This is a genomic window from Embleya sp. NPDC005971 (assembly GCF_040629175.1).
Classification (GTDB): domain Bacteria; phylum Actinomycetota; class Actinomycetes; order Streptomycetales; family Streptomycetaceae; genus Embleya.
Genome location: NZ_JBEXUX010000009.1, coordinates 167,982 through 190,560, shown reverse-complemented (window position 1 = coordinate 190,560; position 22,579 = coordinate 167,982). Strand labels below are relative to the sequence as shown.

Below are 22,579 nucleotides of genomic sequence, written 5' to 3'. Positions count from 1 at the left end.
CGGCCCGCCTCAGCGCTGCGGCACGGCGGGAAGCGCGGCGGATTCCACGGATTCCACGCTGAGAATGCGGTCCAAATGGGTGATCCGCAGCACCCGCGCGGGCTGCGGTCCGACGCCGCACACCACGGTGTCGCCGTCGCGGTCGCGCAGGCGGCGGTAGCCGTAGACCAGACTGCCCAGGCCGGACGAGTCGATGAACGGCACGCCCGAGAGGTCGATCCGCAGGCTGCGCGCGCCCTCGTCGACGAGGCGGTCCACCGCCTGCCGGAACACCGGCGCCGCCGTCATGTCCATGTCCCCCTGCACGGAGACGATGCCGCCGAGGTCGGATTCCATCGTGGTGTGCACGACGCACGGCCTGGCGGAGAACGATGTGTGATCGACGTCGTCCGGTGGGAGATCGTCAAGGCTCATGTGGAGCACTCCACCTGGTCAAGTGTCGGCTCGGTCGCGCGCCGCGCGGCCGCTCGGTACGGTTCGCACGTCTCGGGATGAATCTCCACATCCCTCCCGGAAACGACAGGACCGCATCGGCACACTACTCGTCGCGTCGGCCCGTCGTGGACCGTCTTCCCCTATAGGTGTGATTCCCGCGGAACCCACACCCGGGCGACGTTCCCGGTCGTACCGTGAAGGTTGCGCGAGCGCCGGCCCGAGCCGGCTCGAAACGCACGGACGCAAGGGATTCCGTAGCCATGACCGGACAACGCCCCTCCGGCGACGAGCGGGGCAACAGCAACACCCGGGAGCCGGCCGCCGAGGGGCGGACCAACGGCTTCAAACCGCCACGTGTCCCGGACGAGCCCGCGCCGCCCACGTGGTCGCTCGGCGAGGTGCTCGACCAGAGCGACACCGGCGTGGTCGTCTTCACGCCCGAAGGCACCGTGTGCTACCTCAACGCGGCAGCCGCGCGGTTGCTGCCGGACTGCACCGTGGGCACGGCCGAACCGATGTTGCCCGCGACCGGGACCGGTTGGCAGGGCGAGGTCTTCGAGCGGCGCATGCGCGGCCGGCGGGCGGTGCTGGGCGGCGGCCACTACGTGTGGTACGTACAGGACACCACTCCCGAACGCCGGCGCGAGGACGCGCTGTTGGCCGAGCGCAGGCGCAAGGTCTTCCTCGCCGAGGCGGGCCGCCTGTTGTCCGCGACCACCCACCCGCGCCGGCTCACCGATCTGGTGATCACGCTGCCGGCCCGCGAACTGGCCGACTGGGTGGCGCTGTCGGTGCCGAGCATGGAGGACGGCCGGCTGCGCACCACCTACGCGCCCGCCACCGGCCGCCCGATCGGCCGGGTGACCAGCGGCCTGGGTGCCGCGTGGACCGCGCCGGCGGGCGTCGGCCGGGTGTTGCGCACCCGACGGCAGGAGTTGCACCCGCTGATGGACCAGGCGTTGCTCACCCGACTGGTGCCGGACGAGGCGGTCGCGGATCTGGTCGCGGTGGACGCCCGCTGCGCGCTGGTGGTTCCGGTACCCACCGACGACGACGCGCCCTCCGTACTGACGTTCGTGCGCTCGGCGACCTCGGACCCGTTCACCGAGGAGGAGATCGCGCTCGCCGTCGACTACGCCGAGCGGGTGGGGGTCGCGCTGCGCACCTCGCGGCTCTACGTCGAACAGGACCGGCGGACCATGCTGTTGGCCCAGGCGCTGGTGCCCGGTCCGCTGCCGGAGGTGCCCGGCGCGCGGATCGCCGCGCGCTACCGGCCCGTCTCGCTGACCGACGGCCTCGGCGGCGACTTCTACGCCGTGCACCCGACCCCCGTCGACGGCACCTGGGCGTTCTCGATCGGCGACGTGTGCGGACGCGGCACGCCGGTGGGCATGTTCAGTTCGCGGTCGCTGCTGATCCTGCGCACCGCGGCGAGCGCCGGCTGCGCCCCCGCGCATCGCATGGCGCTCCTGGACGCGGAGTTGACCCTGGGCGATCCCTCCCTCGTGCTCACCGCGATCACCGGTGACTGCTCCGTGCGTGCGGACGGTTCGGCGCTGGTCCGGCTGACCTGCGCCGGGCATCCGCCGCCGCTGTGGATGGATCCGGCGGGTCGGGTGCAGGCGATGGCGTTCACCGACCCGCTCGTCGCGGGCATCCCGGGCACCGTGTTCGGCGAACGGGAGTTGGCGCTGGCGCCGGGCTCGACGCTGCTCCTGTACAGCGACGGGGTCACCGAGGCGCGGGACGCGGACGGCGAGGCGTACGGCGTGCGGGCGTTGCGGCACGACCTGGCGTCCTGCGCGGGCATGCCCGTGGACGCGCTGGTGGCCCGCCTGGAGCAGCGGCTGATGGTGCACCTGGGCGACGCCCCGGTCGTGGACGACGTGGTCCTGCTGGCCATTCACATCCCGTACCGGGACGACGACGAGGCGCTGCCGATTCTGGTCGAGCCCGGCCGCCCGGTTTCCGACGAACACCCGGATGGCGCATGACGCACGTGGTCCCCGACGAACTCGACCTGTTCCTGGAACACATCGGACGGGCGGACGAGGTCGAGGCGCTGACCCTGGTCCGGAACCTGCTCGGCAAGGGGGTGCCCGGCGACCGGGTGTTGACCGACCTGGTGATCCCGGCGCTGCACACGGTGGGCGAGCGGTGGGCGACCGGCGAATGGACCGTGGCGCGCGAACACGGCGCCTCGCACGTCACCGGTCGGGTGGTGCACCTGATCGCGGACGCGACCCCGCAGCCGCGGGCGGCGGCCCGGGTCGTGGTGTGCTGCGCACAGGGCGACTGGCACGGGCTGGCGTCCACCATCCTGGCCGCGCTGTTGCGGGTGCGCGGCATCGAGGCGATGGTCCTGCCACCGGGCACCGGCGCCGGCGAACTGGCCCGCGTGTTGCCCGACGCGGAGGCGGATTCGGTCGCGATCGGCTGCATGGTCTCCACCGCGCTGCCGGGCGCGCGGGCGATGGTCGAGGTGGCCCGGCGGGTGGGCGTGCCGGTCCTGGTCGGCGGCCCGGGCTTCGGTCCGGACGGCCGGTGGGCGGGCGTGGTCGGCGCGAACGGCTGGGCCCGGGACGCCCGGGAGGCCGCCGACGTGCTGGCGGGCCCGGACTGGCCCACGATCACCACCCCGGCCCCTCGGCTGCGCCACCTCCCGGACGCCGGTTACGACGGCGTCGGTCTGCTGCGCGCCCCGCTGGTCGCGGCGGGCATGGCGGCGCTGGTCCCGATCGAGGGCGAGCACTCGGACACCACGATGCGGGACGGGCTGGTGAGCGCCGTCGACGCGCTCGCGGTCTCGCTCTTCCTGGACGACCAGGTGCTCTTCGACGACTTCACCCGCTGGTTCGCCGACGTGCTGGGTCACCGTCAGGTCTCCCGGGAGGCACTCGCCGCGGCCTACCGTGCCTTCGCCGCCCGCCTGACCCACGTCCCGCGAGCGGGCGCGACCCTGACGGCGGCGCGAGCGGCGCTTTGAGGCGCCCGGTGCGGGCCCCGCGTCGCCTACATGCGGGACATGGTCAGCAGATCCCCGCTGCCGTAGCCCGGGATCACCTGCTCGTAGGTTTCGTAGGGGTTGGTCACGTCGAAGATGCGGGGGTTGTCGAACTGCACGTAGAGCGTGCGGCGGCGGGACGGGCCGGACGCCGCCGGGCCCGCGTGCAGGCCGCAGCCCATGTGCACGGTCACATCGCCCGGTTCGGTGGTGATGCCGACCACCGGCAGTTCGGCCCACTGGGCCGGGGTGTACCGCTCGTGCGCGACCGTGCCCCACGAGCCGGCCAGCGCGTAGAGCTGGGAGCTGTCCTGGCTCACCGCGTCCAACCGGATCCCCACGTGCACGCGCGGACAGGTGACCGGACAACCGCCGAGGGCACAGTCCTTGTGCCAGGGCAGGTCCGGGATGGACAGCGGTTCGGGCGAGGTGCCGAACTCCTTGAGTACGGCGATCTGTCCGGAGTCGCGGTCGGTCACCGCGACCACGTCCTGACCGGCCAGCCCGCACAACATGCGCACGGTCGGGTCGTCGGCCAGCGCGGCGATCCGCGGCGAGCGCATGCCCAGGTAGGTCAACCGGTAGGGCGCGCGCAATCCGCCGGGGCCGTCCGCCCACAACGATCCCCGGTCGCCCTCGCGACACAGGCCCCGGATCCGGTCCACCTCGCCCGCCAACTCCTCGACCCGGTCCGCCTCCAAGACCTGACGCACCACCAGATAGCCGGTGGAGCGCAGGAAATGCGCCATTTCGTCGGGGTCGTCGTGGGTGGTGAAGTCACGATGCAGGTCGATCGGGCGATCCGCGAGGTCGCGCAGGTCCAGCGCCGCGGGGTGGTAGATCGGCGTGCCGGAGTACATGCAGCGGATCGCCGGCTCCCAGACGTCCCAGTCAGCGAACCCCCCGCGCACGAACCGCACCGCGTGCGACTCGACCAGGCCCCGGCTGGTGCGCAGTTCGTAGAGGTAGTCCTGCCAGGCACCGGATTCGAGCTCGACCACCAATTCGGCGTCCGCGGTGACCCCGGGCACGATCCGCACCTCGCCGCAGTCCTCGACATAGCTGTACGCCTGACCGTTGGGCATGCACAGCGCGATCGGGGCCCGGCCGGCCACGTCCCAGGCGACCCGTTCGCCCAGCCCGCCCTCCAGCCGACGCGGCAACTCCACCCGATGGAACGATTCGAAGCACACCACCGGCCAACCCAACACACTGAACGTGCCACGTTCGGCGTCGTGCGCCACCGCCGATCCGGCGCCCGCAATCCCCATTGCCCCGTCCTCCCCGTTCCGCACCCGATACACCGACCGGGTCGTCACCAACGGTAGGCAAACAGCGTCAGAACAGCGTCAGAGCAGCGCGAAAGCGCAAGGTGACAGCCAGTCAGCGAAGCGAGGAGACGCCGGTGTCCAGCGGCTCGCCGAGCAGACGCACAGCGTCCCCGAGCGTGCGCTCGGCGTGTCCGGGCAACCCCAACTCCAGACACCGGGCGTAGGCGGCCTCGAACTGCCCACGAGCTGCGGCCCCGTCGCCGACCAGCGCGGCCAGACCGCCGAGCACCCGGCGCACCGGGCCGAGCGAGGAGCCGGTCCAGTCCAGGTGGTCAGCGTACGGGGTCAGCGCCTCGCTCACGAGCAGACCACGCTCCACATCGCCCAGTTCGATCGCGACCTCGCCCAGCCGCATCAGCGAGCCGGTCCACAGCAGGTCGACCGGGATCGTCGCGAAGCCCGGCACGCACAACGCGTGGAACTCCTCGCGCGCCGACTTGGGGTCCGTCGACGCGGAGGCCGTCCAGCACGCCTGAACCCGCCACCAGGACACGTCCCGCGACCAGTCCGCGGCCACCGCGGCGCGCCGCGCCATCATGCCCAACCGGCCCTGTTCCCAGCGCACCGCCAGGATCTGCGCCAGGTTGAACGAGCGCACCGCCTCGCGCGGCAGCCCCGATCGCCGGGCCAGCCGCAGCGCGTCGGCCAGGGCGTCCCCCGCACGCGCGGTCCGCCCGCGCAGCAGTTCCAGGCCGCAGCGGTAGATCAGCACCTCCCAGGTGAACCATGGATGCCGCAACCGCCGGGCCACCCGCTGCGCCTGCGCGTACTCGCGTTCGGCCGCCGGGATCGCGCCCTGTACCACCAGGTCGTACGCCTGGTTCAAGTGGCTGCGAAACAGCGACTCCTGATCACCGGTCAGCCCGGAGAGCACGGTCAGCTCGCTGCTCATCCGCAGTCGCTCGTCGACCAGATCCGGACCGGACGCGGCCAGGTGGTGCGCCTCCAGGCCCTGCGCCAGCGCATCGTGCGAGCCCGATTCACGGGCCGCGTCCAACGCCTCGTAGAGCATGGTCAGCCGCGCCTCGCGGTCGTGCCCGAAGGTCAGCGCCACCGCGAGCGCGGCCAGCAGCAGCGAGCGCAGCGCGATGTCCGCGGGCAGGGCCGAGGCGATCGGCAGCGCCGCCAGCGCCTCGCGCAACAGCGCGACCAACTCCAGGTCCACGCCCACCTGGTAGACCTGCCCCAGGCGCACCATGGCCAGGGCGACCCGGCCCAGCCGGCGCGAGTCGGACAACGCCCGGGCCTCCTCGGCGGCCCGGCGCAGCACCTCCCGGCAGCGCCGGTCGCCGCACCGGTCCAGCGCCGCACCACGGGAGAGCAGCAGGTCGCAGCGGGTCTCCGGGGCGGGGTCGGTCACCATCGGCAGCACCTCCAGGGCCTGCCGGTAGTGCTCGGCGGCGACCTCGAACGCGCCGCCGTCGCGCGCCTCGTCGCCCGCCCGCCAGGCGTAGTCCAGCGCGCGGCGCGCCTCGCCGAATCGGCAGGCCAAGCGGAAGTGGTGGGCCAGTTCCGGCAGATGCGCGTCCCGGTCGCCGCGTGCCTCCAGGGCCAGGCCGACCTTGCGGTGCAGTTGCAGCCGGCGGGCGGTGGGCAGTTCCTGGTAGAGCGTGGAGCGCACCAGCGCGTGGACGAAGGTGAAGCGGCCCGGGCGATCGGTCTCCTCGGCCCGCACCACATGGGCCCGCTCGGCGTCGTCGAGGGCGTCCACGACGGTGTCGAACCCGCCCGGGTGCACGGCGGCGACCAGGTCGATGTCGAAGGCGGGGCCGACCACGGCGGCCACGGTGAGCGCCTCCAGGGTGGACTGCGGCAGGCCCAGCAGCCGCTGGCGCAGCACGTTGCGCACCCGGCGCGGGACGTCCGCGGGCACGCTCTTGCCCAGTGCCGACCAGTCGCTGACGTCCGCCCACTGGCGCAGCAGTTCGGTGGCCAGCAGTGGATTGCCGTCGCTGAGTTCGCGCAGGACGTGCGCCCGGACGCCCTCCGCGCGCGGCGGCAGCGGGCCGGCCAGCACGTGCGCGAGTTCGACCAGGGCCGCCACATCCAGGCCGCCCAGCGGTACGTGCACCGGGTGCAGGTCGCGGTAGAGGTCGGCGATCAGTTTGGTCATCGGGTGCACCGAGCCGAGCGCGGTGTCGCGGTAGGCGATCACCAGCACCGCCCGGGTGCCGACCAGGGCCCGGGCCACGTGGCGCAACATCAGCATGGTCGAGGTCGAGGACCAGTGCACGTCGTCGAGCAGCAGGACCAGATCGCCCTTGCCGGCCGCGTGCCGAAACACCCCGGCCACCGCCTCGAACAGCCGGTAGCGCTCGGTGTTCGAGTCGGGTGGGCCCTGAGGCTGGGTCAGGCCGGCCGGTGTCAGGGGCAGTTCGGGCAGCAGGCGGTGCAACTCGCCGCCCAGGTCGCCGACCCGCTCGCGCAACTCGTCGGCCGCGACGTCGGCGAGATGCGCGCGCAGCATGGTCACGAAGGGTTGGAACGGTGCCGCCACACCCTCGTCGCTGCGGCCGGTGAGCACCAGCGCGTCGCGGCCGGCGCGGGTGGCGAATTCGCTCAACAGGAAGGATTTGCCGATCCCGGCGTCGCCGCTGACCAGCACCACCCGCGAGCCGACCTCGGCCCCGGTGGATTCCTCCAGCAGGCGCAGTTCCGCCGAGCGCCCCACGATCGGACCGGGCGCGCCGTGCGGGAACACGTCGTGCGCCGAGCGGGTGGGTTCCGGGGCGGGCGGGGCGTCGCCGCCGGGTGCGGGCGAGGCGAAGCGCGCGGCGGGCGCGGGCACCGGCAGCGGTTGCGGGGTGGCGTCGCCGAGCAGGCGCAGGAAGGCGGATTCGGTCTCCGGGGAGGGGCCCACCCCCAACTCGGTGGCCAGCAGGCGCCGACAACGTTCGTACGCGCGCAGCGCCGCCGCCCGGTCGCCGCCGGCCGCGTGTGCGGTCATCAGCAGGCGGTGGCTGCTCTCCCGGAACGGATCCAGGTCGACGAGTTGGCCCGCGCGAGTCACCGCCGCGTCGGCCCGGCCCAGGTGCAATTCGGTGGTCACCGACACGGCGAGGGCGCGCAGCCGGGCCGAGCGCCAGCGGGTGCGCCGCTCGTTGACCCAGTCGCCGTCCTGGCCGGGCAAAAACGGCAGGGCGAGGATCTCGTGCGCGTCGTGTGCCCGCGATCGGGCCTGGGCGAAGGCGCCGTGCACGGCGAGCGCCTCGGCCTCGATCAGCGCGCTCTCGGCCGCCTCCACGTCGACCTCGGTGCCCTCGGGCAGGGACAACACGTAACAGCCGGCCCGGTGTCGCAGCACCGAGGAGGCGTCGTATCCGGCCTGACCCAGGAAGCCGCGCACCCGACTGAGCACCCCGCGCAGCGCGCCCTCCCACGACTTGGGGGCCTGCTCGGGCCACAGCAGGGCGGCCAACTCCTCGCGCGGCACCGGATGCCTGCGCCCCAGCGCCAGCGCGGCGAACACGAGTTGGGCCTGCGGGCCGCCGAGGAGATCCTCCGCGGCGCGGCCCGCGGGGCCGTCTACGCAGACATGGCCGAGAACACGCACCCGGACCACCATGTGACGGACCCCCCTCCTGCTGTCGTCTTCGCGACAACCGATTCCCCGGCACCGGTCCGGGAGCGGTTCGAAGGACCCCGCGCGCCACATGGTACGAACCGAACGCTTCGACCGGCGGCCAATTGCGCCGGCCCCATGTCACAACCCGGCCAATCACTTGATCCCCACTCGGGTTTCCCGAAGGCTGTCGGCCGCGCCGCACCATCGGGTACGGACTCGGACGGCATCCCGTCACGGGCGTGGAGCACGCGCCGTCGGGGCAGCCGTCAGGTGGACATCGGGCGTGTGGGCACTCGGGGTTGGGAGGGGCACGGATGAGCCTGGATGGTTGGAATCTACCGCCGGTACGCGAGGGACGGGCCGCGTCGGACGAACTGGACGCACGGCGGCGCGGCACCGCGGCGTATCGCCAGGAACCCGAACCCGGCGTGACGGTGCGTCAGGAGCTGGCGGGCGGTGTGCCGTGCACGTTCCTGGAGGTGCCGGACCCGGCGCTGACGCTGCTGTACCTGCACGGCGGCGGCTACCGGATGGGCGACGCCTCGGGCTGGTTGGGCATCGCTTCGCGGATCGCGCTGGCCGCGCGGGCCCGGGTGGTGGTGGCCGAATACCGCCTCGCGCCGGAGGCGCCGTATCCGGCCGCGCTGCACGACGTGGCGAACGTGTACAACACGATCGTGGCGGCGAGCGAGGACGCGGATCCGGCCCCGTTCGTGGGCGGCGACTCGGCCGGCGGCGGGCTGGCGGCGGCGCTGACGGTGGCGGCCCGCGGCGCCCGGGTGCCGTTGCCGTCCGGGTTGGTGCTGCTGTCGCCGTGGCTGGACCTGACCGTGACCAAGCCCACGTACGACTCGAACGCGGCCACCGACCAGCTGATCTCGAAGAAGTCGATGCGCGAGGCCGCCGAGATCTATCTGCAACTGCACGACCCGGGCGATCCGTTGGCGTCGCCGCTGTTCGCCGACCTGTCCGGCCTGCCGCCGGTGCTGCTGCTGGCCTCCTGCCACGAGGCCCTGCTCGGCGACGCCACCGCGTTCGCCGCCCGGGCCGCCGCGGCGGGGGTCGCGGTCCAGGCCCACCTGGTCCCCGACGTCCCGCACGCCTGGCCCGCGATCGACCCGACCATGCCCGAATCCCAGGAAGCCATCGGCACGATCGCCCGCTTCCTGACCACCAACGCCCTGCCGGCCTAGAAACGAGCGCGGCCTCGGGGCGCCGCCACCCGACCCCCGAGGCCCCGCGGCCACGAACAAGGCATGATCGACCCCGTGAGCACCATCGAATACGTCCTCCCCCTCGTGGCGCACATCGAGAAGGACGACCCGCCGGCCCGCACCGACGCCCTGGAGGCCGCCGCGCGCGCGGTCCTGGTCCTGTTGGCCGACCCGAGGTCCACCGACCCCGAGGGGGAATGGCACGACGTCGTCGAGGCGTGGCAGGGCCACCGCATCCGCAAGGTGGTCCGGCGGGCCCGCGGCGGTGAGTGGCGGCGGGCGAACACCCTGCCGGGCATCACGGTGGCCCACCGCACGGCGGAGGTTCGGGTGTACCCGCCGATTCCGCTCGACGGATGGCCCAAGGACCTGGCCAAGTTGCAGGTCTCGGGCACCGACCTGCAGGAGCCGACCGCGCCGCCGGCCGCCGCGTCCGGGCAGCCCGTGTTGTGGCTGAACCCGACGCTGGAGATGACCGCCGGCAAGGCCATGGCACAGGTGGGGCACGGCAGTCACCTCGCCTGGCTGGGCATGGGCCCGGCCGGGCGCAAGGAGTGGGCGGAGCGTGACTTCGATCTCGCGGTCCGCGTCGCCGAACCCGCCGCGTGGCCCGCGCTGACCACGAGCGGTCGGCCGGTCGTGCGCGACGCGGGTTTCACCGAGATCGCGCCGGGTTCGTGCACCGTGGTCGCGGATGTGCCGTGGGCGATCCGCTGAGCGGGTGACGTTGTGTCATCGCGTGGGTCGACGGGGCGGAACAGGCTACTCCGGGGCGGCTTTCGGCGATCCGTGTACGCTGCAAACGAGATCCGTACGTGACCGGATCGTCACTGCTCCGGTTCCCGGGGCCCACTACGGTAGGTCACAGGCCGGGCCCACCACCCGGCTCCCGAGCCACGTGTCCAGGGCCTCCCCGGATCCGTCGGCGCATCCGATGGGGGACGGGGCGCCGATCGTTGCGGGCATCCTGCGTCGGGGCTCAGGACACCATGGGCGAGGGGACTGCCGGCGCGTGACTCTTCAGGTGATCAAGGACGATCTCCAGGGCTGGACCGTGCTGCACGTGCTCGGGGAGGTCGACTACGCGGTCGTGCCCGAGCTGCGCGAACACGTCAGACGCGCGGTCGCCGACGGCGACCACCGGATCGTCCTCGAACTCACCGAGGTGGAATTCCTCGACTCCACCGGCATCGGCACCCTGGTCGCCGCCCGTCGCCTGCTCCGCTCCACCGGGGGCACGCTGCGCCTGGTCATGCCCAGCAACAACGATCACCACGTCAACCGCGTCTTCACCGCCCTGGGCCTGCGCCGCCTCTTCGACGTGCACCCGGACCTGACCGAGGCCCTGTGCGAGGACACCCCGACGGACGAGGACCTCGGCGCCACCGGTTGACCGGCGGGCGAGCCCCGCCGGACCACCCGAGCGTGCGAATCTCAGCGTGGGGTGCGCTTGGTGACCTTGCCCTGGGCGTCCGCTTCGAGGGTGGCTTTGCCCTGCGGGTCGGTGACGGTGACGCGGATGGTCAGGGTGGCGGTCTTGGCGTCGGGCTCGAAGGTGATCCGCCACGAGGTGGGGTCGGGGATGCCGAGCTTGGTTCGCGCCTCGCGCACGAGGGCGGGGAGTCGCTCGTAGGGGATGGCGTTCAGGTCGATCACCGCGCCGGGTTGCGGCGGGGTGCCCAGCACGCCGCGCACGGCCATCAGGTTTGCGTCGATGCTGAGTTCGCTGGCATTGCTCGTGTGCATCCCGGTGATCAGCGAATCGGCGGCGCGCCGCATCTCGCCGGCTTCGAGCATCGACCCCGTCGACGTCCCGGAGACCGTCGAGGTCGACGTGGTGCGACTCTCGGTGGTCGTCGTCGAGGACGACGAGGTGGCCGACTCGGTGGGGCGGTCGTCCTCGGTGAACAGGTCCGCGCGAAAGAGCAGGACCACGACCGCGCCGCCGAGCAGCAGGCCCAGCGTGGCGAGCAGGCAGAACGCGCCCTCGCCGTCCTTCGGACCGGTCAGCAGCGCGGACTCGGGGGCCGAGTCCACCGATTCGTTCGCCGCCCGGCGGGCCCACTCCTCGGTCGGCTTGGTGACGATGGTGACGTCCCATGGTGCGTCCGGGCGGTACTCGACCACGACCACGCCGCGCGGCCGATAGTCGGGTATGTCCACCAGGTTGATGTGCTGGTTGAACTCGACCCGGTATGCCGATCGCTCGTCCGGCGCCACGGTCAGCACGAACTCGACGGGGATGTCCGCCGATTCGCCGCCGATGGCGCGGCGGCTCTCGATCACGGCCAGCGCGAGCCGCGCCGGGACGCGCGGATTGCGCGCGCGACGAAAGCGCCCCGCGACGCCCACGACGACGACGTTGAGCACGAAGAGCCCGACGCCGATCGCGACCACGGACCAGCGTTCGAGGACGGCCCCGACCACGCAGCAGGCCAGCGAGACGCCGATCACGCCCCCGGACAGAAATCCGCCCACCGCGGCCTTGAACCGCACTGCGGCGGGGTTCCTGCGGGTTTCGATGATCGCCATGGCGGCGATTGTGCCGGGCCCGGATGGACGGCGAAAGGCGGCCGGGCGAAATGCGGATCCCGCTTCCCCGGACGTGGGGAGATCCCCCGAATCGGCCGCGCTCGGGTCAGTGCCGGACCGCCTGGCCGATCTCGGCCTTGCTCGGGTCGGTCAGCTTGCGGTTGCTCTTCGCGGTGCCCTTGGCCTGCTTGCCCGCCTCGACCTTGTCGATGTTCAGCACGACCGTGTCCAGCAACTTGCCGCCGGCGTCGCGGAACTCGACCGAGAGCGTGTAATCGGCGGTCTTGGCGGTCTTGTTGTCGACGGTGACCTCGGCGGTGGTGCGATCGCCGTCGGCCCGGATCGGACCGACCGTCGCGTCGGCCGTCGCGTCGAGACCACCCTTGATCTCGGCCAGTTTCGAGGCCGCCGCCGCGCTCGCCGAGGACAGCGCGTCCTTCGCCTTCGCGCCGGCCGAGGACAGCGCCGACCCGATCGCCGTGGGCACCGAGTCCGCGTTGCCGCCGTCGTTGTCGTCGCCGCACGCCGCCGAGGTCAGCATCAGCGCGGCGGCGATCGACAACGCGCCGACGGTACGACCGTACTTGCTCGCCATGTTCGTTGCTCCTCGCGTGGGGCCGCCGGGCGCGGCGGCGCCCGTGTACCACCAGCACCGCTGTCCGCGCGCCCGGTCGGCTAAACGCCCGGCTCGCCCGTTGGGCCGTCGGTGGGACCCCTGCGCCGGACGAGCCGCGACCAGGGCGTCGGCACCGACGTGATCGCCGCCGTACCGGCCCTGATCGACCGTCAGGTGGCGGCCGGGCAGGGACGCCTTCGCCCGGATCTTCGAGAGCATCCGCCGCCCGGTCGACGCCGCCTGAACCCACGACCGCGACCGAGCCCGGTGCCGCCCCCGACCGTGCGCCGGGATCGGGCTTCGTCGCGTCCGAGGCGGCCCACCCCTTGAATAGTTCACCAGGTTAAGTTACAACACGTAACGTAAATCCCGAGGAGCGCACCCGGCCCCGAGACTCGCCGTCGGATCGCCCTGCCCGCGTCGGCATCCGCGATCCGGCACAAGTAATAGGGAGAACAGCCCATGGCCGACCTGCTGGTACGCGGAGGCACCGTCGTGGACGGAACGGGGGCGGCCCCGATCCGGGCCGACGTCCGGGTCAGGGACGGAGTGATCGTCGAGGTCGGCCCCGACCTGGCCCCCGGCGGCGGCACGGAGCGGGTCGTCGAGGCCGCCGGCGCCTTTGTCGCCCCCGGCTTCATCGAGGCGCACACCCACGTCGACGGCGCCATGTGGTGGAACCCGGACCTGGACCCGCTGCCCGCCTACGGCACCACCACGGTCGTCTTCGGCAACTGCGGCATGTCGGTGGCGCCGCTGCAGGAGAGCGCGCGCGGACCGGTGCTCGACCTGTTCTGCTTCCTGGAGGACCTCCCGCTCACCGCGTTCCAGGACAAGGTGCCGTGGACGTGGGAGCGCTGGCCCGAGTACAGCAGCGCGGTCAAGGGTCAGGCCGTCTCGGTCAACGTGGCCGGCTTCGTCGGACACCTGACCCTGCGCACCACGGTGATGGGCGCGGAGGCGTCCTGGTCGCGCGCGGCGACGGCCGAGGAGATCGCCGAGATGGCCACGCTGCTCGACGAGTCGTTGACTCATGGAGCAATTGGTTTGTCGACCAATGTGTTCGACAAGGATCGTTACCTCAAGCCGGTGCCGACCCGGCTGGCCGAGGACGCCGAGTTCGAGGCGCTCGCCGACGTGCTCGCCCGGCACCCCGGCGCGACGCTCCAGATGATCACCCGGTTCAACGAGCCGGAGAGCATCGACGCCGATGTGGAGCGATTCGCCCGAATCTGCAAACCGCGCGGCATCCGCGCCCAGTGGACCGCGATCCCGTCCACCGTGCGGGAGGACTACCTGCGCGAACAGACGATCGCCCTGCATCGGCGGCTGCGCGCGGACGGCGTCGACTTTTGGCCCAATGTCCCGCATAAGCCGCTGGAGCCGTTCTTCAACTTCGAGCGCGCCCTCACCTTCCAGCGGGTCGCCGCGTGGAACCACTGGATCAACGGTCCGGCCGAGACCAAGCTCGCCACGCTCGCCGATCCGCAGTGGCGGGCGCAGGCCCGCGAGGACTGGGACAACCGGGTCTCGTCGTCGACATCTCGACTGGATCGCCCCGAGTCGCTGATCTTCGCGATCTCCGAGACCGGTCACGGCCCACTGGACATCTCGCTCAAGGAATACGCGGACCGGGAGGGTCTGCACATCTCCGACGCGTTGGCCACCTGGATCGGCAACAACGGCATCCTGTCCTGCCTGCGCGGCATCCCGGACGAGTTCGACGAGCCGGTCGTGGCCGGTCTGTTCAACGAGCCGCACACACTGACCAACATCAACGACTCCGGCGCGCACCTGCAGTTGTTCTGCGGCTCGGGCGAGAACGTCTACCTGCTCACCCGCTACGTGCGCGACACCGGCCTGATGACGGTCGAGGAGGCCGTGCACAACCTGACCGGCAAACTGGCCGGCTTCTTCGGCCTCAACGACCGCGGTGTGATCGCCCCGGGCCGGGCCGGCGACCTGGTGGTGTTCGCGCTCGACGAGATCGAGGTGCGGCCCGAGGAGAAGCGGTACGACAACCCGGACGGCTCGTGGCGCTTCACCCGCGGCCCGGCCGGCGTCCGGGCCACCATCGTGCGCGGCGTGCCCACGGTGCTGGACACCGAGCCCACCGGGGAGCGGCCGGGCACCATGGTGGGTCTGGTTTCGTCGCAGGACTGACGGAACGTCACATAAGCGCGTTTACCCTTGGGGTACGGCGGTGGGTCGACCGACCTACCGCCGTGTCACGTTTTTGTGACGATCCACCATAGGCACCGCCAAGGGATGCGAGTCGAAGGGACGCTACGGCCAACGTGATCGATGCCACGGACCGCGTACGGGGAGCGGAACGTGCGGCCTCTTCACAGCAGGCATGCGCGGAGGGCAACCTGGTGGACACGGGCAACCGGTTCCACGGCCGAAATAGACTCGAACAGCGTCCGAATTGCGCCGGTTCGAGGGAGACCGGCCCGCCGTGAGCGATCACCGCCGGAAGCGCGATGGCCCTCCGTCTAGGTAGCATCCGCCGAGTGCCGCCCGTTACCGACGGGCACGCCCCCCGACAAAGGTTCTCGATGAGTGACGATTCCCCCTCGCCGGCATCGGCGGGGTTCGCGCCGAGGCAACAGCCACGCCTGGCCAAGGGAGCTTCTCCCTGGCTCGTGCCGACGGCTGTGACCGGCGCGTTGACCGGCTTGGCCGCACTGCGCAACCGGCGCTGGGCCTTCGCGGCCGTGCCGACGCTGGCGCTGACCGGTGGCATGTTGTGGTTCTTCCGTGACCCGGAGCGCACCATCCCCGCCGACGGCGTGATCGCCTCGGCCGATGGCGTGGTCCAAAGCATCGACGCCTGGCCCGACGGCCGCACCCGCATCGCGACCTTCATGAGCCCGTTGAACGTGCACGTGAACCGTGCGCCGCTCGACGGCGTCGTGAAGTCCGTGGAGCACAAAGCCGGCGGGTTCGTCCCGGCATTCAACAAGGAGAGCGAGCACAACGAGCGGGTTGTGTGGATCTTCGACACCGCGATCGGCGACGTGGAGCTGATCCAGATCGCCGGCACCGTGGCGCGGCGCATCGTGCCGTACCTGGAGCCGGGTACCGAGGTGGCCTGCGGTGACCGGATCGGCCTGATCCGGTTCGGTTCGCGCGTGGACGTGTACCTGCCGCCGGGCGTGGAGCCCGCGGTGACCGTGGGACAGCGGACGACGGCGGGAGAGACACGTCTTGACCGGGACTGATTACGACGATACGGCCGACCTGGACGCTTCCGAGCTGAACCTTCTGGGCACCCCCGTCGAGGACGATCCGCAGGCGGCCCTGTCCGCGCGGATCTCGGTGGCGGACGTGCTCACGCTGGGCAACGCGGCCAGCGGGTTCATGGCGATCTACTTCCTCGCCTGTTCGGTGATGGCCGCGCGCGGTGGCGACGTGGGCGTCTCGGCCGAGCGCGGCATGGCCGCGGCCGTGGTGCTGATGCTGATCGGCGCGATGTGCGACCTGTGTGACGGCATGGTGGCGCGCAAGCTGCGGATGTCCTCGCTGGGCGCGCAACTGGACAACCTCGCGGACGTGATCACCTTCGGCGTCGCACCGGCGTTCTTCGTGGTCACGTGGGCGGCGGTGCCGATGAACACCGGGCAGGCGCCCGCCGCCGTCCTGGTGGCGCTGTCGGTGCTGATCGGCGGCGTGTTGCGGCTGGCCAGATTCGCGACCACGCCCGGACGCCCGGGGGTGTTCCAGGGCATGCCCATTCCGATGGCCGCGATGACGGTGGTCTCGATCGTGCTGCTGGACCTGCCGTTCACTCCGGCGGCGGTGCTGATCGTGGCCGTCTCCGGACTGATGGTGAGCCGGATCGAATACCCGAAGCCGCAGGGCAACATGGCGATCCTGGTGATGGCCGGCATCGGCCTGAGCATGAGCTGCCTGATCGCCTGGGCGGCCGACGCGCCGGGCAGCGAGTGGATGCTCAACATGGGCGCCACCACCCAGGTCACCCTGGCGCTGCTGGTGCCCGCGATGGCGATGGCCCGCAAGGGCGTCGAGCGCATCGGCCTGCGGATGATCCGCTAGCCCGGGCGCACCCCGCGTACCGAAACGCCGTCACCCACCGGGTGGCGGCGTTTCGCGTGCTCCGGCCGGCGCGGGCCGGCTACCGGAGCCGGTGCGCCAGTCCGGTGAAGCGTTTGCCCGCCGAGACGGTGCGCACCGCCTGGCCCAGCGCGCGCCGCGAACCGACCAGCACCACCAGGCGCTTGGCGCGGGTGATCGCCGTGTAGAGCAGATTGCGCTGGAGCATCATCCAGGCACCGGTGGTGACCGGGACCACCACGGCCGGATACTCGCTGCCCTGCGAGCGGTGGATGGTGACCGCGTACGCATGCGAGAGCTCGTCGAGTTCGGCGAAGTCGTAGTCGACCTCCTCGTCCTCCTCGGTGCGCACGACCAGCTTCTGTTCTTCGGGAGAGAGCGCGATCACCACGCCGCCGGTGCCGTTGAAGACGCCGTTCGCGCCCTTGTCGTAGTTGTTGCGGATCTGGGTGACCTTGTCGCCGACCCGGAAGGTGCGCCCGCCGAAGCGCTTCTCCGGCAGTCCCTCGCGGCCGGGTGTGAGCGCCTGCTGAAGCAGCAGGTTGAGCGCGCCGGCGCCGGCTGGGCCGCGGTGCATCGGGGCCAGCACCTGGATATCGCGGCGCGGGTCCAGGCCGAATTTGCGCGGGATGCGGCGGGCGACCACGTCGACGGTGAGGGTGGCCGCGTCCTCGGTCTCCTCCGCGGGAAAGAGGAAGAAGTCGTTCAGGCCGTCGGTGATCGGCGGGCGGCCCGCGTTGATCCGGTGCGCGTTGGTGACCACGCCGGACTGTTGCGCCTGGCGGAAGATCTGGGTCAGCCGCACCCTGGGCACCCGCTCGGCCGCGAGCAGGTCGCGCAACACCTCGCCGGCGCCCACGCTGGGCAACTGGTCCACGTCGCCGACGAAGAGCACATGGGCACCCGCGGGTATCGCCTTGATCAGCTTGTTGGCCAACAACAGGTCGAGCATCGACGCCTCGTCGACGACGACCAGATCCGCGTCCAGCGGCTTGTCCTGGTCGTAGGCCGCGGTGCCGCCGGGCTGGAGCTGGAGCAGGCGGTGCACGGTGGCCGCCTCGCAGCCGGTCAGCTCGGCGAGCCGCTTGGCCGCGCGGCCGGTGGGCGCGGCCAGGATCACCTTGGCCTCGCGCGCGCGGGCGAGTTCCACCACGGAGCGCACCGTGAAGCTCTTGCCGCAGCCGGGGCCGCCGGTGAGCACCGCGACCTTGGCGGTCAGCGCCAGTCGTACGGCCTGCTCCTGCTCGGGGGCCAGCGCGGTGCCGGTGCGGGCGCGCAGCCAGCCCAGGGCCCGGGTCCAGTCCAGTTCGGCGAACGCGGCCAGTCGGTCCTCCCGGGCGCCCAGCAGGGCACGCACCCGGCCGGCGAGGGAGAGTTCGGCGCGATGGAAGGGCACCAGGTAGACGGCCTGGACCGGATCGCCCTGGGTGCCCGAGACGGTGACCGGGCCGGGCAGTTCCTCGCACACCACCCCCTCCTCGGCGACCAGTTCGTTCAGGCAGGTCACCACGAGTTCGGAGGACACCTCCAGGATCTCGACCGCCTCGGCCACCAGGACCTCGGCGGGCAGGTAGCAGTGTCCGCTGTCGCTGCCCTCGGACAGCGTGTACTGGAGTCCGGCCTTGATCCGCTGCGGCGCGTCGTGCGGTATCCCCACGGCCTTGGCGATCGCGTCGGCGGTCTTGAAGCCGATCCCCCACACGTCGGCGGCCAACCGATACGGCTCGGTGCGCACCACGGTGATCGACGCGTCGCCGTATTCCTTGAAGATGCGCACCGCCGGCGACGTGGAGATGCCGATGCCCTGGAGGAAGACCATCACCTCCTTGATCGCCTTCTGTTCCTCCCACGCGGCGGCGATCAGCTTGGTGCGCTTGGGGCCCAGGCCCGGGACCTGGATGAGTCGGGTGGCGTCCTCGTCGATCACGTCCAGCGAGCGCACACCGAAGTGCTCGACGATCCGGTCGGCGGTCTTGGGGCCGATGCCCTTGATCAGCCCCGAGCCCAGGTAGCGCCGGATGCCCTGCACGGTGGCCGGCAGCACGGTGCTGAACGACTCCACCTGGAACTGTTTGCCGAACTGCGGGTGGCTGCCCCAGCGACCGTGCATCCGGATCGACTCGCCGGGTTGGGCGCCCAGCAGCGCGCCGACCACGGTGAGCAGTTCGGTGCCGTGTCGGCCGGTGTCCACTCGGGCGACGGTCCAGCCGTTCTCGTCGTTCTGGTAGGTGATGCGCTCCAGGACGGCTTCCAGAACGGCGCCTCCCCCGGCCCCGGTTTCGGCGCCGGGCGGCATTCCCGGCAGCGTGCCTGTCATGCCGCCCGACCCTAGCCAACCGCAGTGACAGCAGAACTAGAACATGTTCTCTTTTTGCTCGTCGACACCATTGACTGTGTCACATAACGGCGGTACGTTCCGGGGACTCCATGCTCCGAGCCGCAGGTTCACCGCAGCTCAAAAACCGTGAGGACACACGCATGCCCGTCATCAACGAGCAGGTCGAGATCGCTGCCGCCCCCGAGGCCGTGTGGGCCAAGCTGACCGACTACAGCGTCTTCGGCGAGTGGATGGTCCCGCACGTCGAGTTCCCGGGCGGCGCGCCGGAGAAGCTCGAGGCCGGCGTGACCTACGACGAGAAGATGAAGCTGATGGGCTTCCCGGCGGACATCAAGTGGACCATCAAGGACGTCGAGGCGGGCAAGTCGCTCTCGCTCGACGGCAAGGGCCCGATGGGCGTCATCATGACCGAGGTCTTCATCGTCGAGGCCGCCGGCGACGGTTCGGTGTTGCGGATCGAGTCCGAGGTCAAGGGCGGCGCGGTGCAGATGATGGCCGGCAAGGTCACCAAGGCCACCCAGGAAGCGCTGATCGAGTCGCTGGCCAAGTTCGCCGCACTCGTCAAGTAACCGCCTCGGCACCCACATACCCGTCGCCGCCCACCCGGCGACACCCCACACGACGACCATCCACCCGGTGTTCTTGCCCGGGCGGGTGGTCGTCGTGCGTACCGGGTCCGCCCACGCGTCTCGCGTTCGCCTGGAACAATGGCGATCCATCGTCGAGCGCCGCGACCCCCCGGAGGGACCTGACGTGCCGTCAACTTCCGCCCACTTCCCGTGGACCCTGCACCGGACCAGGCTCGACAACGGTCTGCGGGTGGTGGTCTGCCCCGATGCCACGGTGCCGCTCGCCGCGGTCAACCTCTGGTACGACGTGGGGTCACGGCACGAGGTGGAGGGCAAGCACGGCTTCGCCCACCTCTTCGAGCACCTCATGTTCGAGGGTTCGGCGCACGTGGAGAAGGGCGGCCACTTCGCCGCGATCGAGGGCTGCGGCGGCGACGGCATCAACGCCTCGACCAGTCCGGACCGCACCAACTACTACCAGACGGTGCCTTCGGGCCAGTTGGAACTGGCGCTGTGGCTGGAGGCCGACCGGATGGGCTCGCTCGGGTTGACCCAGGAGACCCTGGACAACCAGCGCGAGGTGGTCAAGAACGAGCGCCGGCAGCGCTACGACAACGTGCCCTACGGGACCTGGAGCGAGGAGATGATGGTCCTCGCCTACCCCGAGGGCCACCCCTACGCGACCTCCACGATCGGCTCGATGGCCGAGTTGGACGGCGCCGAACTCGCCGACTTCACCGCATTCCACGAGACCTGGTACGCGCCGGACAACGCGGTGCTCACCGTGGTCGGCGACGTGCGGCCGGAGCAGGTGGTGGCGTTGGCCGAGAAGTACTTCGGCGGCATCGCCCCGCGCGGCTCCTTCACCCAGCCCACCCCCGCGCCGCTGCCGCCGCGCTTCGGGGCCGGCCGGCATCTGACGGTCCATCGGGACGTGCCCGCGCCGCGCCTGTTCCTGTGCCACCGCGCGCCGCGCTTCGGCACCCCGGACGCCGCCGCCGCGAGTGTGTTGGCGACCGCCGTCGGGCGCGGTCGGGGCAGCCGGTTGTACCGGGAGTTGGTCACCGCGCGCAATCTGGCCCAGGCGTCCGGCGCGTTCCTGTCCGCGTGGAACCACCTGCACTTCGAGTCGGTGCTGATGGGCTCGTGCGCGCCCAGCGAGGGCGTCGAGGCGCGGGAGGTGCTCGACGCCTATGTCGCGGTCTGCGACGAGGTCGCGCGCGAGGGGGTGACCGAGGCCGAACTCGACCGGGTCCGGGCGGTGTTGTCCGGCGAATGGCTGCGCGAGGTGGCCACCGCCGCCGGCCGGGCCGACGCGATCGGCCGGTTCACCACCCGCTTCGGCGACGCGGAGTCGATCCGCGACCACCTCGACGAGTTGCTCGCGGTCACCGTCGAGGACGTGCACCGGGTCGCCCGCGACCTGCTGCACCAGGACAACCGGATCGTGCTGGAGTTCCGCCCGCAAGCCGCCGAGGCCGACGCCGAGATCGACACCACCGAGCCGGAGGCCGCCGCATGAGCGAGCACATCGCCACCCGCCACACCCTGGTCGCCGAGCGACCCACCGGCGCGGCCCCGCGCCCGTACCGCTTCCCCGAGGTCCGCCGGGTCACGGTGGGCGGCGGCGAGGTGGTCGGCGCGCACGTGCCCGGACGCAGCCTGGCCTGGGTCAAGTTGGTGATGGAAAGCGGCGCGTTGCACGAGCCGGTGGGCCTGGACGGCCTGGCCCGGATCACCTGCTCGCTGCTCGACGAGGGCAGCCTGGACCGCGACGCGGACGCCTTCGGACTCGCCATCGAGGCACTGGGCGCGAACTGGCGGCTGGCCTGCGGCTGGGAGACCCAGGAGGTCGGCCTGGACCTGCCCGCCGATCGACTCGACGCGGGCCTGGCCCTGGTCGCCGAGGCGGTCCGGCGACCGGCCTTCGCCGACGGTGACGTCGAGCGTTTCCTCGCCGACCACGTGCGCTCGTTGAAGACCTCCTGGGCCCAGCCCGGCACCCGCGCCGGACTCGCCTTCCGGCGCGCCCTGTTCGGCCCGGACAACCGACTCGGCGGGCTGCTCGGCGGCACCCCCGACACCGCGCTCGCGCTGGACGCCGACGCGATCCGCGGCTTCCACGCCGACCGGATGACCGCGCCGGGCACCCTCGCGGTGGTCGGCGACCTGGACACGATCGACCTGGCCGCGCTGGGCCGTACCGTCTTCGCGGGCGCGACGGGCACCGCGACGCGGGCGAACCTCGCCGAGTTCGCCGGCGCCCCCTCGACCGGGCGCGTGATCGTGGTGGACCGTCCGGGCGCCGTGCAGTCGGTGTTGCGGATCGGGCACACCGCGCCGCCGCGCTCGACCCCGGACCTGATCCCGATCGAGTTGTTCGCCGACGTGCTGGGCGGCGCCTTCGGCTCGCGGCTCAACCACCTGCTGCGCGAGGTCAGGGGCTACACCTACGGCGCACACGCGAGCTTCGGCCACGGCCGCCGCTCCGGCTCGTTCACGGTCTCCGCGTCCGTGCACACCGAGGTGACCGCCGCCGCGGTCGTGGACACGATCGGCGAGATCCGCCGGATGCACGCCGACGGCGTCACGCCCGAGGAACTCGCGGCCACCCGCGCCCACTCGCTCGGCAGCATGCCGATCAACCTGCAAACGCCCGGCGGCATCGGCGGCCGACTGGTCGAGGCGATCGTGCACGGTCTCCCCGACGACCACGTCACCGCCGAATACGCGGAAATCCTGGCCACCGACCCGGACGCGGTCGACCGCGCCGCGCACACGCACCTGCGCCCCGACGAACTCGCCGTGGTCGTCGAGGGCGACGCCGACCGCATCGTCCCCGACCTACGGGCGGCGAACTTCGAGGTGCTGCTCTCCGACGTGTGACCCGGTCGCCCG

General features: G+C 71.8%; 17 protein-coding genes. 11 read left to right on the top strand and 6 right to left on the bottom strand.

Annotation, left to right across the window (positions count from 1 at the left end; all coding sequences use genetic code 11):
* Positions 1-9: 9 nt before the first annotated feature.
* Positions 10-414 (bottom strand): STAS domain-containing protein, encoded by a 405-nt coding sequence (locus tag ABZ374_RS11630; RefSeq protein WP_360309573.1) that lies wholly within the window; start codon positions 412-414, stop codon positions 10-12.
* A 281-nt stretch (positions 415-695) separates the two neighbouring features.
* On the opposite strand from ABZ374_RS11630, the gene ABZ374_RS11625 reads away from it, so the two are divergent.
* Positions 696-2,429, top strand: a complete 1,734-nt coding sequence (locus ABZ374_RS11625; protein WP_360309571.1) for a GAF domain-containing SpoIIE family protein phosphatase — start codon at positions 696-698, stop codon at positions 2,427-2,429.
* On the top strand, positions 2,426-3,421 hold the full coding sequence (locus ABZ374_RS11620) for a cobalamin-dependent protein (RefSeq protein ID WP_360309569.1): 996 nt from the start codon (positions 2,426-2,428) through the stop codon (positions 3,419-3,421). Before ABZ374_RS11625 ends, ABZ374_RS11620 begins: the two co-directional genes overlap by 4 nt.
* Before the next feature lie 26 nt (positions 3,422-3,447).
* Here ABZ374_RS11620 and ABZ374_RS11615 read toward each other — a convergent pair whose 3' ends face one another.
* Both ABZ374_RS11615 and ABZ374_RS11610 read right to left on the bottom strand, forming a co-directional pair.
* Positions 3,448-4,710: a phytanoyl-CoA dioxygenase family protein gene (locus tag ABZ374_RS11615; RefSeq protein ID WP_360309567.1), complete on the bottom strand. Its 1,263-nt coding sequence runs from the start codon at positions 4,708-4,710 to the stop codon at positions 3,448-3,450.
* 112 nt (positions 4,711-4,822) lie between these two features.
* Complete coding sequence (locus tag ABZ374_RS11610) at positions 4,823-8,323, bottom strand: BTAD domain-containing putative transcriptional regulator (protein ID WP_360309565.1); 3,501 nt, start codon at positions 8,321-8,323, stop codon at positions 4,823-4,825.
* A gap of 326 nt (positions 8,324-8,649) precedes the next feature.
* Here ABZ374_RS11610 and ABZ374_RS11605 point away from each other — a divergent pair, with 326 nt between their 5' ends.
* From ABZ374_RS11605 to ABZ374_RS11595, 3 genes are all read left to right on the top strand, one after another.
* On the top strand, positions 8,650-9,528 hold the full coding sequence (locus ABZ374_RS11605) for an alpha/beta hydrolase (RefSeq protein ID WP_360309563.1): 879 nt from the start codon (positions 8,650-8,652) through the stop codon (positions 9,526-9,528).
* A 75-nt stretch (positions 9,529-9,603) separates the two neighbouring features.
* Complete coding sequence (locus ABZ374_RS11600) at positions 9,604-10,266, top strand: peptidyl-tRNA hydrolase (protein ID WP_360309561.1); 663 nt, start codon at positions 9,604-9,606, stop codon at positions 10,264-10,266.
* Between the two features lie 295 nt (positions 10,267-10,561).
* Positions 10,562-10,942: an STAS domain-containing protein gene (locus ABZ374_RS11595; RefSeq protein ID WP_360309559.1), complete on the top strand. Its 381-nt coding sequence runs from the start codon at positions 10,562-10,564 to the stop codon at positions 10,940-10,942.
* A 41-nt stretch (positions 10,943-10,983) separates the two neighbouring features.
* On the opposite strand, the gene ABZ374_RS11590 is transcribed toward ABZ374_RS11595, so the two are convergent.
* Both ABZ374_RS11590 and ABZ374_RS11585 read right to left on the bottom strand, forming a co-directional pair.
* Positions 10,984-12,081 (bottom strand): hypothetical protein, encoded by a 1,098-nt coding sequence (locus tag ABZ374_RS11590; protein ID WP_360309557.1) that lies wholly within the window; start codon positions 12,079-12,081, stop codon positions 10,984-10,986.
* A gap of 106 nt (positions 12,082-12,187) precedes the next feature.
* Entirely contained in the window at positions 12,188-12,676 is a 489-nt protein-coding gene (locus ABZ374_RS11585; protein WP_360309555.1) for a hypothetical protein, read from the bottom strand.
* 483 nt (positions 12,677-13,159) lie between these two features.
* Between ABZ374_RS11585 and ABZ374_RS11580 the strand changes: the two genes are divergently transcribed.
* The 3 genes from ABZ374_RS11580 to pssA all read left to right on the top strand — a co-directional run bounded on the left by ABZ374_RS11580 (position 13,160) and on the right by pssA (position 16,756).
* On the top strand, positions 13,160-14,860 hold the full coding sequence (locus ABZ374_RS11580) for an amidohydrolase family protein (RefSeq protein WP_360309553.1): 1,701 nt from the start codon (positions 13,160-13,162) through the stop codon (positions 14,858-14,860).
* Positions 14,861-15,255: 395 nt separating this feature from the next.
* Positions 15,256-15,921, top strand: coding sequence for a phosphatidylserine decarboxylase (locus ABZ374_RS11575; protein WP_360309602.1), 666 nt, complete (start codon positions 15,256-15,258; stop codon positions 15,919-15,921).
* Positions 15,908-16,756, top strand: coding sequence for a CDP-diacylglycerol--serine O-phosphatidyltransferase (gene pssA / locus ABZ374_RS11570; RefSeq protein WP_360309551.1), 849 nt, complete (start codon positions 15,908-15,910; stop codon positions 16,754-16,756). The genes ABZ374_RS11575 and pssA overlap by 14 nt, the downstream gene beginning before the upstream one ends.
* A gap of 79 nt (positions 16,757-16,835) precedes the next feature.
* Here pssA and ABZ374_RS11565 read toward each other — a convergent pair whose 3' ends face one another.
* Positions 16,836-19,070 (bottom strand): ATP-dependent RecD-like DNA helicase, encoded by a 2,235-nt coding sequence (locus ABZ374_RS11565; protein ID WP_360309601.1) that lies wholly within the window; start codon positions 19,068-19,070, stop codon positions 16,836-16,838.
* 182 nt (positions 19,071-19,252) lie between these two features.
* Between ABZ374_RS11565 and ABZ374_RS11560 the strand changes: the two genes are divergently transcribed.
* From ABZ374_RS11560 to ABZ374_RS11550, 3 genes are all read left to right on the top strand, one after another.
* Positions 19,253-19,681, top strand: coding sequence for an SRPBCC family protein (locus tag ABZ374_RS11560; protein ID WP_360309549.1), 429 nt, complete (start codon positions 19,253-19,255; stop codon positions 19,679-19,681).
* A 184-nt stretch (positions 19,682-19,865) separates the two neighbouring features.
* Positions 19,866-21,203: a pitrilysin family protein gene (locus ABZ374_RS11555; RefSeq protein ID WP_360309547.1), complete on the top strand. Its 1,338-nt coding sequence runs from the start codon at positions 19,866-19,868 to the stop codon at positions 21,201-21,203.
* Entirely contained in the window at positions 21,200-22,567 is a 1,368-nt protein-coding gene (locus ABZ374_RS11550) for a pitrilysin family protein (RefSeq protein WP_360309545.1), read from the top strand. Before ABZ374_RS11555 ends, ABZ374_RS11550 begins: the two co-directional genes overlap by 4 nt.
* The last annotated feature ends 12 nt before the right edge of the window (positions 22,568-22,579 follow it).